We start from the raw sequence: 18,501 nt of genomic DNA, 5'->3' as shown, positions 1-18,501 counted from the left end.
CACGCACTGCTACCGAGGACGTAAAACATGTCGAACGACGACAAGCTCAGGGACTACCTCAAGCGCGTGATGGTGGACCTGCGCCAGACCCGCAGGCAGCTGGGTGAGCTGGAGGCGAAGGACACCGAGCCCATCGCCATCGTCGGGATGGCCTGCCGCTACCCGGGCGGGGTCGGTTCGCCCGAGGACCTGTGGCAGCTGGTCGCCTCGGGCGGCGACGCCGTGTCCGAGTTCCCCGCCGACCGCGGCTGGGACCTGGACACGCTCTACGACCCCGAGCCCGGGCGGACGGGCCGCACGTACGTGCGCGAGGGCGGCTTCCTCTACGACGCCGGCGAGTTCGACCCCGCGTTCTTCGGGATCTCCCCCCGCGAGGCCCTGGTCATGGACCCGCAGCAGCGGCTGCTCCTGCAGACCTCCTGGGAGGCCTTCGAACGCGCGGGCATCGATCCCGCCACCGCACGCGGCACCCGGGCCGGCGTGTTCGTCGGCACCAACGGCCAGGACCACGCCTACCTCCAGCGGCAGGGCGACAGCGACATCGAGGCCCACCTCGTCACCGCGAACACCGCCGCCGTGGTGTCCGGCCGTATCTCCTACGCCCTCGGCCTCGAAGGCCCGGCGGTCACCGTCGACACGGCCTGCTCGTCCTCGCTGGTGGCGCTCCACCTGGCCGCCCAGGCGCTGCGCCGCGGCGAGTGCTCGCTCGCCCTGGCCGGCGGCGTGACCGTGATGGCCACGCCGAACACCTTCATCGCGTTCAGTGCGCAGCGCGGCCTGTCGCCCGACGGCCGCTGCCGCGCGTTCTCCTCGACCGCCGACGGCACGGGCATGTCCGAAGGCGTCGGCGTGCTCGTGCTGGAACGGCTGTCCGATGCCCGCCGTCTCGGCCACGACGTGCTGGCCGTCATCCGCGGCAGCGCCGTCAACCAGGACGGCGCCTCCAACGGCCTCACGGCCCCGAACGGCCCGTCGCAGGAGCGCGTGATCCGGCAGGCGCTGGAGAACGCACGCCTGACCGCCTCCCAGGTCGACGCGGTCGAGGCGCACGGCACGGCCACCACCCTCGGCGACCCGATCGAGGCGGAGGCACTGCTCGCCACGTACGGCCAGGAGCACTCGGGGGACCAGCCGCTGTGGCTGGGATCCGTCAAGTCCAACATCGGTCACACGCAGGCGGCTTCCGGCGTCGCCGGTGTCATCAAGATGGTGATGGCCATCCGCAACGGCGTCCTGCCGCAGACGCTGCACGTGGACGAGCCGACCGCTCGGGTCGACTGGTCGGCGGGCGGCGTCAGGCTGCTGACCGAGGCCGTCCAGTGGCCCGAGTCGGACCACCCCCGCCGCGCCGCCGTCTCGTCCTTCGGGGTCAGCGGCACCAACGCGCACACGATCATCGAGCAGGCCCCCGCCCTCGACGAGGAGCCCGCCCCCGGAACGGCCGTTGCGGGGCCGGTCCCGTGGGTGCTGTCCGGCAAGTCCGAGGCCGCGCTGCGCGCCCAGGCGGAGCGCCTGCTCTCCTTCCTGGAGGACGGCCGGAGCGCCGGCAGCGGCCTTGACCGCTCGCCGGCCGACATCGGCTTCTCCCTCGCCACGACGCGCACCGCCTGGGACCACCGGGCGGCCGTCGTCGGCGAGAACCTGGAGGAACTCACCGAAGGCGTACGGGCCCTGGCAACAGGCACCCCGTCCGCGGCCGTCGTCCAGAACCCGGCCCGCCTCGGCGACAAGACCGGGTTCCTGTTCTCGGGGCAGGGTTCGCAGCGGCTGGGCATGGGGCGCGAACTCTACGACGCCTTCCCGGCGTTCGCCGCGGCCTACGACGAGATCCGCGCCCACCTCGACGTCACGCTCGACGCCGACGCGGAGCAGCTCGGCCAGACGGGTTGCACCCAGCCGGCGTTGTTCGCGGTTGAGGTGGCGTTGTTCCGGTTGCTGGAGTCGCGGGGCGTGCGGCCGGATTACGTGGCCGGTCACTCGGTCGGTGAGATCGCGGCTGCTCATGTGGCGGGTGTGCTGTCCCTCGAGGACGCGGCGAAGCTGGTGTCGGCGCGCGCCGCGTTGATGCAGGCCCTGCCCACGGGTGGCGCCATGGTCGCGGTCCAGGCCACAGAGGACGAGGTGCTGCCGCACCTGAGCGACGGCGTCGGTATCGCGGCGGTCAACGGGCCTCGGTCGGTGGTGGTCTCCGGTGCCGAGGATGCCGTACTGGAGATCGCCGAGGTCTTCGCTCAACAGGGCCGTAAGACAAGCAAGCTGAAGGTCAGTCATGCGTTCCATTCGCCGTTGATGGATCCGATGCTGGAGGAGTTCGCGGAGGCCGTCCGCGGTCTGTCGTTCAACGACCCGCGGATTCCCGTCGTTTCGAATCTCACCGGCCGGCTGGCCGAGCCGTACACCCCCGAGTACTGGGTGCGGCACGTGCGTGAGGCGGTGCGTTTCGCCGACGGCGTGCGGACCCTGCACGAGCTGGGTGTGACCACGTTCGTGGAGATCGGCCCCGGTGGTGTCCTCAGTGGCATGGCGCAGGGCTGTGTGGACGACGTCGTCACCATCCCCGTACTCCGAGCCGACCGCCCCGAACAGCAGGCCGTCGTCACCGCGCTCGCCGAGCTGCACGTGCACGGCGTCTGCCCGGACTGGCAGGCCCTCTTCCCGGGCGCCCGGCGGATCGACCTGCCCACCTACGCCTTCCAGCAGCAGCGTTACTGGCTGGAGGCGCCCGAGGCCGGCACGGCCGCCGTGGACGCGGTCGACGACGAGTTCTGGGCGAGCGTCGAGCGCGAGGACGCCCAGTCCCTCGCCGCCACGCTGGAGCTGAGCCCCGAGGAACTGGACGTCGTGGTCCCGAAGCTGTCCGCCTGGCGGCGCCGGCGCCGCGAGCAGTCCGTCGTGGACGGCTGGCGCTACCAGCTGGCCTGGCAGCCGCTGAACGGCCTGTCCGCCGGTGACCTCTCCGGCAGCACATGGCTGTTCGCCGCGCCCGAGGGCGACGAGTGGGCCGGGACGGTCCGCGCGGCCCTCGCCGGGCGCGGCGCGCACCTGATCCCGCTGGCGGTCGGTGCCGACGCCGACCGCGCGTTCCTGGCGGGCGAGTTGACCCGCGCGGCAGCCGAAGCCGGATCGCTCGACGGCGTCCTGTCACTGCTCGCGACCGACGAGACCACCTCGCCCGGGCACCCCGCGCTCTCCCAGGGCCTCGCGCGGACCGTGGCCCTGGCCCAGGCGCTGGGCGACGCGGGCGTCGACGCGCCGCTGTGGTGCGCCACCCGCGGCGCGGCCGCCACCGGCCGTTTCGACGACGCACCGCTCAGCGCGGTGCAGAACCAGGTGTGGGGCCTCGGCCGCGCCCTGGCCCTGGAGCACCCCGGGCGCTGGGGCGGCCTCATCGACCTGCCCACGGCCGTCGACGAGCGCGCCGCCGGCCGTGTCGCCGCCGTCCTGCGCCAGAGCACCGACACGGCGGAGGACCAGGTCGCCGTCCGCGCCTCCGGCGTGTTCACGGCCCGGCTCGCCCACGCCCGAAGCGGCGCCGGCCGGCCGTGGTCGCCGCGCGGCACGGTGCTGATCACCGGGGGTACGGGTGCGCTGGGCGGGCACCTGGCCCGCTGGCTCGCCGGTGCCGGTGCCGAACACCTGGTGCTCACCAGCCGCCACGGCGCCGACGCGCCCGGCGCGACCGTACTCAAGGCCGAACTGGAGGAGCTGGGAGCGCGCGTCACCCTCGCCGTGTGCGACGTCGCCGACCGCGACGCGGTGGCGGCGCTGCTCGCCGAGCACACCTTCACCTCCGTCTTCCACGCCGCGGGCGTGGCACAGTTCGCCCCCTTCGACGAGCTGACGCCGACCGACTTCGCCCGCACGGTGGCGGCGAAGGCCCGCGGCGCCGCGCACCTCGACGAACTGCTCGGCGACCGCGAGCTGGACGCCTTCGTCCTCTTCTCCTCGATCGCCGGCGTGTGGGGCAGCGGACTGCAGCCCGCCTACGCGGCCGGCAACGCCTTCCTCGACGGGCTCGCGGCCCGGCGCAGGGCCAGGGGCCTGACCGCCACCGCGATCGCCTGGGGCCCCTGGGCCGACGGCGGCATGGTCACCGACGCCGACGAGGAGCACCTGCGCCGCCGTGGCGTCGTCCCCCTGCCCGCCGCACTCGCCGTGACCGCGGTCCAGCGGGCCCTGGACTGCGACGACACCGCGGTCGTCGTGGCCGACATCGAGTGGGAACGGTTCATCGGACCGTTCACCCTCGGCCGCCCGAGCGCCCTGCTGTCCGAGTTGCCCGAGGTGCGCCGCGCCCGCACCGCCGCACCGGCCGATGCCGCCGCCGGCGCCGCGCCCCTGGCGGCCCGGCTCGCCGGACTGCCGGAGGCCGAGCGCACCCAGACCCTGATCGACCTGGTCCGCGCGCACGTCGCGGCGGTCCTGGGCCACTCCTCGGCGGCGGAGGTCGAGCCCGACCGGGCCTTCAAGGACCTCGGCTTCGACTCCCTGACCGCCGTCGAACTCCGCAACAGGGTCAACACGGCGACCGGTCTCGCGCTGCCGCCCACGCTGGTCTTCGACTACCCCAACGCCACGGCGCTCGCCCGTTTCCTGCACAGCGAGCTGCTCGGTTCGCAGGCCTGCGCCGTGCCGCAGGAGCAGTCCTCGGCCGCCGAGGACGAGCCCATCGCCATCGTGGCGATGAGCTGCCACCTGCCCGGCGGCGTCGACTCGCCCGAGGCGCTGTGGGACCTGGTGACGTCCGGCGGCGACGCCATCTCCGAGTTCCCGTCGAACCGCGGCTGGGACGTCGAGGCCCTCTACGACCCCGATCCCGATCGCCCCGGCAGGACGTACGCGCGCGACGGTGGATTCCTCTACGGTGCCACCGACTTCGACGCCGGCTTCTTCGGTATCTCGCCGCGCGAGGCCCTGGCGATGGACCCGCAGCAGCGGCTGCTGCTGGAGGCCTCGTGGGAGGCCTTCGAGCGGGCCGGGATCGCCCCCGCGCAGCTGCGCGGCAGCCGGACCGGCGTCTTCGTCGGCATGGCGTACCAGGGCTACGGAGCCGATGTGCGCCGCACGCCGGAAGGCGTCGAGGGACACCGGCTCGTCGGCGGCGCGTCCAGCGTCGTCTCCGGCCGGGTGGCCTACACCTTCGGTCTCGAAGGCCCCGCCGTCACGATCGACACGGCGTGCTCGTCGTCGCTGGTCGCCCTGCACCTGGCCATGCAGTCGCTGCGCGGCGGCGAGTGCACGATGGCCCTGGCCGGCGGCGTCACCGTCATGGCAAGCCCGAACGTCTTCGTGGAGTTCAGCCGCCAGCGCGGCCTGTCGCCCGACGGCCGCTGCAGGGCGTTCGGCGCGGACGCGGACGGCACCGGCTGGGCGGAGGGCGTGGGCGTGGTGCTCGTGGAGCGCCTGTCCGACGCCGTGCGCAACGGCCACGAGGTCCTGGCGGTGGTACGGGGCAGTGCGGTCAACCAGGACGGCGCGTCCAACGGCCTGACCGCGCCCAACGGCCCCGCGCAGCAGCGGGTGATCCGCCAGGCGCTGGCCTCGGCCGGGCTCGCTCCGGGCGACGTGGACGCCGTCGAGGCACACGGCACGGGTACGACGCTGGGCGACCCGATCGAGGCCCAGGCGCTGCTCGCGACCTATGGGCAGGAACGTGAACGGCCGCTCCTGCTCGGCTCGTTGAAGTCGAACATCGGCCACACGCAGGCCGCGGCGGGCGTGGCCGGCGTGATCAAGATGGTCATGGCGATGCGCCACGGCATCCTGCCGCGGACCCTGCACGCCGATGAGCCGACGCCGCACGTGGACTGGTCGGCGGGTACGGTGCGGCTGCTGACCGAGGCCGTGGAGTGGCCGGAGACGGACCGCCCGCGCCGCGCCGCGATCTCGTCGTTCGGGGTCAGCGGCACCAACGCCCACACCATCATCGAGCAGGCCCCCGCCGCGCCGGAGCTGCCCCCCACGCCCGACTCCGGCGCCCTCGTGCCGTGGGTGCTGTCAGGCAAGGGCGAACCGGCGCTGCGCGCCCAGGCGGCCCGGCTGGCCGGCCACCTCGACGCGCACGACGGCTGGACGGCTGCCGACGTCGGCCTCTCCCTGGCCTCCCGCGAGACGTTCGAGGACCGCGCGGTGCTCCTGGCACAGGGCCCGGACGAACTCCGGCAAGCCCTCACCGCCCTCGCCGCCGGCGAACCCGCGGCGAACGTGACACTGGGACGCGCCCGCCCCGAGGGCAAGGTCGGTTTCCTGTTCTCGGGCCAGGGTTCTCAATGGCTCGGCATGGGACGTGAGTTGTACGAGGCGTTCCCCGTCTTCGCCGACGCGTACGACGAGGTGTGTGCGCGTCTGGACGCGCCGGTCGATGTGGACGCCGAGTCCCTGCACCGGACCGGGTGCGCGCAGCCCGCGCTGTTCGCGGTCGAGGTGGCGTTGTTCCGTCTCCTGGAATCCTGGGGTGTGCGGCCGGATTACGTGGCCGGTCACTCGGTCGGCGAGATCGCGGCTGCCCATGTGGCCGGGGTGCTGACGCTGGACGACGCCGTGCAACTGGTGTCGGCACGTGCGGCGTTGATGCAGGCCCTGCCCGCGGGCGGTGCGATGGTCGCCGTACAGGCCACCGAGAAGGAAGTCGCGCCGCACCTGACCGACGAGGTCGGCATCGCGGCGGTCAACGGGCCTCGGTCCGTCGTGATCTCCGGTGCCGACGAGGCGGTCACCGCCATCGCCGAGGTCTTCACCCGGCAAGGCCGCAAAACCTCCCGGTTGAAGGTCAGCCACGCGTTCCACTCGCCGCTGATGGATCCGATGCTGGACGAGTTCGCCGAGGCCGTCGGCCATCTGGTCTTCAACGAGCCGCGGATTCCCGTCGTGTCGAACCTCACCGGCCGCCTGGCCAAGCCGTACACGACCGACTACTGGGTCCGCCACGTCCGTGAGGCGGTCCGCTTCGCCGACGGCCTGCACACCCTGCACGAGCTGGGTGTCACCACGTTCGTGGAGATCGGCCCCGGCGGCGTCCTCAGCGCCCTGGCACAGGCCTGCGTGGACGAGGCCGTCACCGTGCCCGTCCTGCGCGGTGATCGCCCCGAGCGGCAGGCCCTCGTCACCGCGCTCGCCGAACTGCACGTGCACGGCGTCTGCCCGGACTGGCAGGGGCTCTTCCCCGGCGCTCACCGCGTCACCCTGCCCACCTACGCCTTCCAGCGCGAGCGTTTCTGGCTGGACAGGGACGAGGATCTGGCCGCTGCCGGCACCGCGGCCGACGCGGCGGACTCCGGCTTCTGGGCCGGCGTGGAGCGCGAGGACGCGGAGTCCCTCGCCGCGACCCTGGGGGTCAGCGCGGACGCCTCGCTGAGCGCGATCCTGCCCCGGCTGTCCGCGTGGCGCCGTCAGCGCCGCGAGCAGTCCGTGGTCGACGGCTGGCGCTACCGCGTCACGTGGAAGCCGCTCGGCGCGCTCCCGCAGCCCGGCGCGTCCGGGACCTGGCTGCTCGTCGTGGCCGCGGAGAGCGAGTGGACCGCCTCGGTCCGCACCGCGCTCGGCGAGCGCGGCCTGGAACTGGGGACCCTCGTCGCCGGGACCGGCACCGACCGCGGGACGCTGGCCCGCGAGCTGGCCGGCGTCGGCCCGGTGGCCGGAGTGCTGTCCCTGCTCGCCGAGGACGAGAGCGCCTCGGCCGGCCACCCCGGCCTGTCGCACGGCCTCGCCGCGACCCTCTGCCTGGTGCAGGCGCTCGGCGACGCGGGCGTCGACGCCCCGCTGTGGTGCGCCACGCGCGGCGCGGTGGCCACCGGCCGCTCCGACCGCGTGGACCGCCCACTGCAGTCGCAGGTGTGGGGCTTCGGCCGGGCGGCGGCGCTGGAACACCCGCGGCGCTGGGGCGGACTGCTCGACCTGCCCGATCTGCTGGACGCCCGTACCGCGGCCCGCGTGGCCGCCGTCCTCGGCCAGGCCGCCGAGGACCAGGTGGCGGTCCGCGCCTCGGGCGTCTTCGGGCGCCGGCTCGTCCGGGCGGCCCGCGCCACCGGCCCCGGCCCGGGGTGGTCGCCGCGCGGCACGGTGCTGATCACCGGTGGTACGGGTGCGCTGGGCGGGCATGTCGCCCGCTGGCTCGCCGGTGCGGGTGCGGAGCACCTGGTGCTCACCAGCCGCCGCGGTCTCGACGCCCCCGGCGCCGCCGCCCTCAAGGCCGAGTTGGAGGAGGCGGGCGTACGCGTGACCGTCGCCGCCTGTGACGTGGCCGACCGCGACGCCCTGCGGGCGCTGCTGGCCGAACACCCCGTCCACGCCGTCGTCCACGCCGCGGGCGTCGGCGACCACGTCATGATCGAGGACTCCGACCCGGCCGGGTTCGCCGGCACGGTGGCGGCCAAGGCCGAAGGAGCCACGCACCTGGACGAACTGCTGGCCGGTCAGGAACTCGACGCGTTCGTCATGTTCTCCTCGGGCGCCGGCATCTGGGGCGGCGCAGGCCAGGGCGCCTACGCGGCGGCCAACGCCCACCTGGACGCCCTCGCCGAGTACCGGCGGGCACGCGGGCGCACCGCGCTCGCCGTCTCCTGGGGCGGCTGGGCCGAGGGCGGCATGGCCGGCGTCGGCGACGGAGAGGAGATGCTGCGCCGCCGCGGCCTGCCGCCGATGCGGCCCGCCCTCGCGATCTGCGCGCTCCAGCAGGCGCTGGCCGACGGCGAGACCGCCCTCACCGTCGCCGACTTCGACTGGGAGCGGTTCATCGGCCCGTTCACCGTCACCCGCCCGAGCGCCCTGCTCTCCGACGTGCCCGAGGCGCGCCGCGCCCTGGAGGCCCCGGCCTCCGGCGGCGCCGAAGCCGGCACCGCGCTCGCCGCGAAGCTGACCGGGCTGCCGGCGGGCGAGCGGGACCGCACACTGGTGGACCTCGTCCGCACGCACGCGGCCGCCGTGCTCGGCCACGACGGCACCGCGGCGGTGGAGCCCGGCCGGGCGTTCAACGACCTCGGCTTCGACTCGCTCACCGCCGTCGAACTGCGCAACAAGCTCACCGCCGACACCGGCCTGAAACTGCCCACCACGCTGGTCTTCGACTACCCGAACGCCACCGCCCTGGCCCGGTTCCTGCGCGCCGGACTGCTCGGTTCGCAGGGCGCCGCACAGCAGGAGCAGCGCACGGCCGCCACCGACGACGAGCCCATCGCCATCGTGGCCATGAGCTGCCGCCTCCCCGGCGGGGTCGGCTCGCCCGAGGACCTGTGGCAGCTCGTGACGTCCGGCGGCGACGCGATCTCCGGCTTCCCCGAGGACCGCGGCTGGGACGTCGAGGACCTCTACGACCCCGACCCGGGCACCCCGGGCAAGACCTACACGCGCGAGGGCGGCTTCCTCTACGACGCGGGCGACTTCGACGCCGCGCTGTTCGGGATCTCGCCGCGCGAGGCGCTCGCGATGGACCCCCAGCAGCGCCTGCTGCTGGAGGCCTCTTGGGAGGCGTTCGAACGGGCCGGCATCGACCCGGCCTCCCTGAAGGGCAGCCGCACCGGCGTGTTCGTCGGCATGTCCTACCAGGGCTACGGCGCAGGCCTCCCGCAGGTCCCCGAAGGCGTCGAGGGCCACCTGCTCACCGGCAGCGCCGCGAGCGTCGTCTCCGGGCGCGTGGCCTACACCTTCGGCCTGGAGGGCCCGGCCGTCACCGTCGACACGGCGTGCTCGTCGTCGCTGGTCGCCCTGCACCTGGCCATCCAGTCGCTGCGGGGCGGCGAGAGCACGATGGCCGTCGCGGGCGGTGTGAACGTCATGGCCGTACCGGCCGCGTTCGTGGAGTTCAGCCGGCAGCGCGGGCTGTCCGCCGACGGCCGCTGCAAGGCGTTCGGCGCCGGCGCGGACGGCACCGGCTGGGCGGAGGGCGTGGGCGTGGTGCTCGTGGAGCGCCTGTCCGACGCCGTGCGCAACGGCCACGAGGTCCTCGCCGTCGTGCGGGGCAGTGCGGTCAACCAGGACGGCGCGTCCAACGGCCTGACCGCGCCCAACGGCCCGGCGCAGCAGCGGGTCATCCGGCAGGCCCTGGCCTCCGCCGGGCTCACCGAGGCCGATGTCGACGCGGTGGAGGCGCACGGCACGGGCACCGCTCTGGGTGACCCGATCGAGGCACAGGCGCTGATCGCCACGTACGGCCGGGAACGGCCGGAGGACCGGCCGCTGTGGCTGGGCTCGCTGAAGTCCAACATCGGCCACGCCCAGGCGGCGTCCGGAGTGGCCGGTGTGATCAAGATGGTGATGGCGATGCGCCACGGTGTCCTTCCGCGGACGCTGCACGCCGATGAGCCGACGTCGCACGTGGACTGGGCGGCGGGCGCGGTGCGGCTGCTGACGGAGGCCGTCGACTGGCCGGAGACGGACCGCCCGCGCCGGGCCGCCGTGTCGTCCTTCGGGGTCAGCGGCACCAACGCCCACACGATCATCGAGCAGGCCCCGGTGGCCGAACCGGCCGCCGTCGCACCGGTCGAGGTCGCCTCGGCGACCGTGCCGTGGGTGCTGTCCGGCAAGTCCGAGGCCGCGCTGCGCGCCCAGGCCGAGCGCCTGCTGTCCCTCACCGCCGACGGCGCCGCACCGTCCCTCACCGACGTCGGCTTCTCGCTGGCCACCACCCGGGCCGCCCTGGAGCACCGCGCCGCCGTGGTCGGCACCGACCGCGGCCGGATCGCCGAGGGCTTGCGGGCCCTGGCCTCGGGGGCGCCCGCTCCCGGTGTCGTCCTCGGCCGCGCCGACGCCGGCCAGGTCGGGTTCCTGTTCTCCGGACAGGGCTCGCAGCGCACCGGCATGGGGCGCGAACTGTACGAGGCGTTCCCGGTCTTCGCGGAGGCGTACGACGAGGTGTGCGCCCACCTCGACCGGCACCTCGACCGCCCGCTGCGGGACGTGGCCTTCGGCGAGAACGGTCACGAGGACGGCGAGGAACTGCACCGCACCGCCTTCACCCAGCCCGCGCTGTTCGCGCACGAGGTCGCCGTCCACCGGCTGCTGGAGTCGTGGGGCGTGCGGCCCGACTACCTGGCGGGGCACTCCGTGGGCGAGATCGCGGCGGCGCACGTGGCCGGCGCCCTGTCGCTGGAGGACGCGGCGGCACTGGTGACGGCTCGTGCCGCGCTGATGCAGGCCCTGCCCGCCGGCGGCGCGATGATCGCCGTCCAGGCCTCCGAGGACGAGGTGGGGCCGTACCTCACCGACGACGCCGGCATCGCGGCGGTCAACGGCCCGCGGTCCGTCGTGGTCTCCGGAGCCGAGGACGCCGTGCTGGAGATCGCCGAGGTCCTCACCCAACAGGGCCGCAAGACCTCCCGGTTGAAGGTCAGCCACGCCTTCCACTCCCCGCTGATGGACCCCGTGCTGGAGGACTTCGCCCGTGTCGTCGGCGGTCTGCGCTTCGAGACGCCCCGGATACCGGTCGTCTCGAACCTCACCGGTGAACTCGTCGACGCGTACACGGCGGACTACTGGGTCCGGCACGTCCGCGAGGCCGTGCGCTTCGCCGACGGCATCCGGACCCTGGGTGAGCTGGGCGTGACCACGTTCGTGGAGACCGGCCCCGGCGCGGTGCTGAGCGCCATGGCCCAGGGCTGCCTGGACGGCGCGGTCACCGTTGCCTCCGCACGCTCCGGCAGCCCCGAGCCCGAGGCGATCACCGGCGCCGTCGCGCAGCTCCACGTGCACGGCGTCCCCGTCGACTGGCAGGCGTTCTTCGCCGGCCGCGGCGCCCGGCGCGCCGATCTGCCCACCTACGCCTTCCAGCACCAGCGGTACTGGCTGGAGACCACGGCGCCCACGGCCGCCGCCGTCGCGGGGACCGACGCCGTGGAGGCCGGGTTCTGGGAGACGGTGGAGCGCGAGGACACCCAGTCCCTCGCCGCCACCCTCGACCTGCCCGCCGAGCAGCTGGACGCGGTGCTGCCCCGGCTGTCCGCGTGGCGCCGGCAGCAGCGCCGGGAGTCCGCCGTGGAACGCTGGTCCTACCGCACGGGCTGGAAGCCGCTGAGCGGCCTCCGGGCGCACGAACTGCCGGGCGACTGGCTGTTCCTGGTCACCGAGGACACCGAGGCGGTCGAGTGGACCGCCGCCGTCGCCGACGGGCTTGCCGCCCGCGGGGCCCGGCTGGTCCGGGTGGCCGTCGACCCCTACGCCGACCGCGGCGCACTGCTGCGGCAGCTCGGCGACGCCGTCCGGGAGACCCCGGTCGACGGTGTCATCTCCCTGCTCGGCACCGACGAGCGGCCCCACACCGGACACCCGGCCCTCACTGTCGGCACCGCGCTGTCCCTCGCACTCGTCCAGGCCCTGGGCGACGCGGGCATCGACGCCCCGCTGTGGGCGCTGACCAGGTCCGCCATGTCCACCGGCCGTGCGGACGCGGTGCCGAGCGCCGCCCAAAGCGCCGTCTGGGGTCTCGGCCGGGTCGCCGCGCTGGAGCACGCGCCGCGCTGGGGCGGTCTGGTCGACCTCCCCGACACGGTCGACGACCGGGCCGTCGGCCGCCTCGCCGCGGTCCTGGGCCAGTCGGCCGAGGACCAGGTCGCGATCCGCGCCCGTGGCGTGTTCGGCCGCAGGCTGTCCCGCACCGCCGCCCGCCGGAACACGCGGGCCGGGCAGCGCTGGTCGCCACGCGGCACGGTGCTGATCACCGGTGGTACGGGTGCGCTGGGCGGGCATGTGGCCCGCTGGCTCGCCGGTGCGGGTGCGGAGCACCTGGTGCTCACCAGCCGCCGCGGCCTCGACGCGCCGGGCGCGGCGGGTCTGGTCGCGGAGCTGGCGGCGACGGGTGTCCGTGTCACCGTCGCCGCGTGCGACATCGCCGACCGTGCGGCGGTCGCCGCACTGCTCGCCGAGCACCCGGTGAACGCCGTCGTCCACACGGCGGGCGTGGACCACCTGGAGCCGCTGGAGGCCATGACGCCGGGCGCCTTCGCCGACGTGCTGTCCGCCAAGGCAGCCGGCGCCCTGCACCTCGACGCCCTCCTCGCCGGCCGGGAACTCGACGCCTTCGTCCTCTTCTCGTCCATCGCCGGCGTGTGGGGCAGCGGCCATCAGGCCGCCTACGCGGCGGCCAACGCCCTGCTCGACGGGCTCGCCGAACGCCGCCGGGCCCAAGGCCTGCCGGCGACCGCCGTGGCCTGGGGCCCGTGGGCCGGCGGCGGCATGGCCGAGGGCGAGGGCGCGGACGAACGACTGCGCCGCCGCGGCCTGATCCCGATGCCCGCCGCGCTCGCCGTGGCCGCCCTCCGGCAGGCGCTGGACTCCGGCGAGGCGACCGCGACCGTGGCCGACGTCGACTGGGAGCGGTTCCTGCCCCCGTTCACCGTGGGCCGCGCCAGTGCCCTGCTCGGCGACCTTCCGGAGGCCGAGCGGATCCTCAGCGCGGGCAGCACCGCCGGCGAGCCCGGCACGGCTGCCGTCTCGGCCCTCGCCGAGCGCCTCACCCAGATGCCCGAGACCGAGCAGCACGCGCTGCTGGTCGACCTCGTCCGCACGCACGCGGCGGCCGTTCTCGGCCACGGCGGGGCCGGCGAGGTCGAGGCCGGCCGGGCCTTCAAGGACCTGGGCTTCGACTCCCTGACCGCCGTCGAACTGCGCAACAAGCTCAACGCCGAGACCGGCCTCGCGCTGCCCCCCACGCTGGTCTTCGACCACCCCAACGCCCAGGCACTCGCCCGGCAGTTGCGCACCGAGCTCACCGGCCGCACCACCGCCCCCGCATCGCAGGCGGCCCCCGCGCACGCCGAGGACGACGACCCCATCGCGATCGTCGGCATGGCGTGCCGGTATCCGGGCGGGGTGCGTTCGCCGGAGGACCTGTGGCAGCTGGTGGTCTCCGGTGGTGACGCGGTCGGCGAGTTCCCGGCGGACCGGGGCTGGGACGTGGAGGGCATCTACGACCCGGACCCGGAGGCGTCCGGCAAGACGTACACGCGCCGTGGTGGATTCCTGTACGAGGCGGGGGAGTTCGACGCCGGGTTCTTCGGCATCAGCCCGCGTGAGGCCGTGGCGATGGATCCGCAGCAGCGGCTGCTGCTGGAGACCACGTGGGAGACGTTCGAGCGGGCCGGTATCGACGCGGAGTCGGTGCGCGGCAGCCGTACCGGGGTCTTCGTCGGCTCCGGCTACCAGGACTACGCCGCCCAGGCCTTCCACGCGATCGACGACTCCGAGGGCTTCTTCGGCACGGGCAACTCCGCGAGCATCATGTCCGGCCGCATCGCCTACACCCTCGGCCTGGAAGGACCGGCCGTCACCGTCGACACGGCGTGCTCGTCGTCGCTGGTGGCGCTGCACTGGGCGGTCCAGGCCCTCCGCAACGGCGAGTGCTCCATGGCGCTGGCCGGCGGCGTGATGGTCATGTCCACCCCGCGGGCCTTCGTGGAGTTCAGCCGCCAGCGCGGGCTGGCCCCTGACGGACGGTGCAAGGCGTTCGGCGCCGGCGCGGACGGCACCGGCTGGGCCGAGGGCGTCGGCATGCTCCTGGTGGAGCGGCTGTCCGACGCCCACCGAAACGGGCACCGGGTGCTGGCCGTGGTCCGCGGAAGCGCTGTGAACCAGGACGGCGCGTCCAACGGCCTGACCGCGCCCAACGGCCCCGCGCAGCAGCGGGTCATCCGCCAGGCACTCACCTCCGCGGGTCTCACCGCCGCCGACATCGACGCGGTGGAGGCGCACGGTACGGGCACGAAGCTGGGCGACCCGATCGAGGCGCAGGCACTCCTCGCCACATACGGCCGCGAGCGACCCGAAGAACAGCCCCTGTGGCTGGGCTCGCTGAAGTCCAACATCGGTCACGCCCAGGCCGCCGCCGGTGTCGGCGGCATCATCAAGATGGTCATGGCCATGCGCCACGGCGTCCTCCCGCAGACCCTGCACGTCGACGAGCCGACGCCGCACGTGGACTGGTCGGCGGGCGCGGTGCGGCTCCTGACCGAGGCCGTCGACTGGCCGGAGACCGATCACCCGCGCCGCGCCGCGGTGTCGTCCTTCGGCGTCAGCGGCACCAACGCCCACACGATCATCGAACAGGCGCCGCCGGCCCCGGCCGAAGAGGCCCCCGCCGCCCCGGCGCCCGCCCTCCTGCCGTGGGTGCTCTCCGCCAAGACCAGCGGTGCGCTGCGCGACCAGGCACGACAACTGCTGGCCTTCGTGGAGGACGGCACGTCACCGGCCGATGTCGGCTTCTCGCTGGCCACCACCCGGAGCGCTCTGCGCCACAGGGCGGCGGTCATCGGCGAGAGCTGTGACGACTTCCGCCGCGGACTGGGTCACCTGGCTGCCGGAACGCCGTCGCCCGGAGTCGTCCAGGGCCGGCCGGGAGGCAAGGTCGGCTTCCTGTTCTCGGGTCAGGGTTCGCAGCGGGTCGGTATGGGGCGGGAGCTGTACGCGGCGTTCCCCGTCTTCGCCGATGCGTACGACGAGGTGTGCGCGCGTCTGGACGCCCCGGTCGACGTCGACGCCGAGACCCTGCATCAGACGGGGTGCACCCAGCCCGCGCTGTTCGCGGTCGAGGTGGCGCTGTTCCGCCTCCTCGAATCGTGGGGTGTGCGGCCGGATTACGTGGCGGGGCACTCGGTCGGTGAGATCGCGGCCGCGCATGTGGCGGGTGTGCTGTCGCTGGACGACGCCGCGAAGCTGGTGTCGGCGCGTGCCGCGCTGATGCAGGCCCTGCCCACGGGTGGTGCGATGATCGCGGTCCAGGCGACCGAGGAGGAGGTGCTGCCGCACCTGACCGACGGCGTCGGCATTGCGGCGGTCAACGGCCCGCAGTCGGTGGTGGTCTCCGGAGCCGAGGACGCGGCCCTGATGATCGCCGAGGCCTTCACTCAACAGGGCCGTAAGACAAGCCGGTTGAAGGTCAGTCATGCGTTCCATTCGCCGTTGATGGATCCGATGCTGGAGGAGTTCGCGGAGGCCGTCCGTGGTCTGTCGTTCAACGAGCCGCGGATTCCCGTCGTTTCGAATCTCACCGGCCGGCTGGCCGAGCCGTACACGCCGGAGTACTGGGTGCGGCACGTGCGTGAGGCGGTCCGTTTCGCCGACGGCGTGCGGACCCTGCACGAGCTGGGTGTGACCACGTTCGTGGAGATCGGCCCCGGTGGTGTCCTCAGTGGCATGGCGCAGGGGTGTGTGGACGACGTCGTCACGATCCCCGTACTCCGAGCCGACCGCCCCGAACAGCAGGCCGTCACCACCGGGTACGCCCAATTGCACGTCACCGGCGCCGAAGTGGACTGGCACGCCTTCTTCCCGGGCGCCCGGCGCGTCGACCTGCCCACGTACGCCTTCCAGCACGAGCGCTACTGGATCGACGCCCCGGAGCCCGGCGCCGCCGCCACGGCGGTGGACCCGGTGGACGCGGAGTTCTGGGAGACCGTGGAGCGCGAGGATCTGCGGGCCCTCGCGGAGACCCTGGACATCGGGGCAGAGGACGCGTTCAGCGAGGTGCTGCCGAGGCTGTCGTCGTGGCGGCGGCAGCGCAAGGAGCAGACCACCGTGGACGGCTGGCGCTACGGCGTCACCTGGAAAGCGATACCCGATCCCGCCCCGGAGGGCCCTGCCCGGAACGGGATCTGGCTGGTTCCGGTCAGCGCTGCGCGACTCGGCGACGACTGGGTCACCGCCTGCCTCCGCGGGCTGACCGAGCGGGGCCTGGTCCCGCTGCCGGTCCCGGTCGAGCCGGCCACCGGGCGTACGGAGTTGACCGCGCAGCTCACCCGAGCCGCCGGTGACGAGACCGTGGCGGGCGTCCTGTCGCTGCTGGCCGTCGACGACGGGGCCGCCCCGGCGGCCGGCGCACTGACCGTCGGCGTCGCGCTGTCCGTCCTGCTCGTCCAGGCCCTCGGTGACGCGGGCATCGACGCCCCGCTGTGGTGCGCGACCCGGAACGCGGTGGGAGCGAGTCCCGCCGAGGAGGTGGCGGACCCGTACCAGTCCCAGGTCTGGGGTCTGGGCCGGGTGGCGGCGCTGGAGCACGCGCAGCGCTGGGGCGGTCTCGTCGACCTTCCCGGCGCGGTCGACGACCGGGTCGCGAGCCGCCTCGCCGCGGTGCTAGGCCAGTCGGCCGAGGACCAGGTCGCGATCCGCGACCGCGGAGTGTTCGCGCGGCGCCTGTCGCGTCTGCCCGCAGTACACAGCGATGGTTCGTGGTCGCCGCGCGGCACGGTCCTGATCACCGGTGGTACGGGTGCGCTGGGCGCGCACGTGGCCCGCTGGCTCGCCGGTGCGGGTGCGGAGCACCTGGTGCTCACCAGCCGCCGCGGTCTCGACGCCCCCGGCGCCGCCGGCCTCAAGGCCGAGTTGGAGGAGGCGGGTGTTCGTGTGACCGTCGCCGCCTGTGACGTGGCCGACCGCGACGCCCTGCGGGCGCTGCTGGCCGGGCACCCGGTGAACGCCGTCGTCCACACGGCCGGTACCGCCGAGGCGGGCATGCTCGCCGAGACGAGCCTCGGCGACTTCGCGGCGACGGTCGCCGCGAAGGCCCTCGGCGCCGCGCACCTCCACGAACTGCTCGGCGACCGGGAGTTGGACGCCTTCGTCCTCTTCTCCTCCGTCTCCGGAGTGTGGGGAGGCGGCGGGCAGGCCGCGTACTCGGCCGCGAACGCCTTCCTCGACGGCCTGGCGCAGCACCGGCGGGCCCGGGGCCTCGCCGCGACCGCGATCGCCTGGGGCCCATGGGGCGAGGGTGGCATGGTCGCCGACGCCGGGGACGAGGAGCGGCTGCGGCAGCGCGGCCTGACCACGCTGCGGCCGGACCGGGCGATCTCCGCGCTGCACGGCGCGCTGAGCGGCGGGGACGGCACCGTCACCGTGGCGGACGTGGACTGGGCACGGTTCGCCGTCCCGTTCACCGTCAGCAGGCCGAGCGCACTGCTGAGCGACCTGCCCGAGGTCAGGGACGCCCTCGCAGCGGAGCCCGCCGAGCGGGCCGGGGAGCCGTCCGCGCTGAAGGAGAAGCTGGCCGCGCTGTCCGAAGGCGAACAGCAGCGCCTGCTCGTGGACACGGTGTGCGCGCACGCGGCGGCCGTACTCGGCCACGGCGGCACCGCGGCGGTGGAACCGGACCTGGCGTTCCGGGACCTCGGTTTCGACTCCCTGACCGCGGTGGAGCTGCGCAACCTGCTCACCGCCGACACCGGTCTGACCCTGCCCGCGACGCTGGTCTTCGACCACCCGACGCCCGAGGCGATCGCCCGCTACCTGCGCGGCGAACTCGCCGGCGAGACGGGCCCGGACGAGGTGTCGGTCTTCAGCGAGCTCGACCGGCTGGAGTCGGTGATCTCGACGACCGCCTCCGCCGAGGAGACGGTCCGCTCCGGGGTGCGCAGGCGGCTGCAGGAACTGTTGTCCCTGGTGAACTCCGCCGGGGAGCAGAGCACGGAGTCGGCCGTTGCGCAGCGCCGGCTCCAGGACGCGACGATCGACGACATCTTCGATCTGATCGATCAAGATCTAGAAAATTCCTAGTTCTTGGCGCTCTACCTTTGACGACAGCCGAGG

General features: G+C 74.2%; 1 protein-coding gene. It reads left to right on the top strand.

The genetic code is table 11. The features are described from left to right. Window positions 1–27 precede the first annotated feature (27 nt). A complete protein-coding gene (locus BFF78_RS04540; RefSeq protein ID WP_069777069.1) occupies window positions 28–18,468 on the top strand; it encodes a type I polyketide synthase in 18,441 nt (6,146 codons plus the stop codon). Window positions 18,469–18,501 lie beyond the last annotated feature (33 nt).

The organism is Streptomyces fodineus (assembly GCF_001735805.1).
In the GTDB taxonomy this organism is placed as follows: Bacteria; Actinomycetota; Actinomycetes; order Streptomycetales; family Streptomycetaceae; genus Streptomyces; species Streptomyces fodineus.
The sequence above is the reverse complement of the archived record's forward strand: the minus strand, read 5'-3'. Positions and strand labels throughout refer to the sequence as shown.

Bases quoted from the DNA above. Each gene is read 5' to 3' on its own strand.
- BFF78_RS04540 (WP_069777069.1), top strand. From the start codon at position 28: ATGTCGAACGACGACAAGCTCAGGGACTACCTCAAGCGCGTGATGGTG.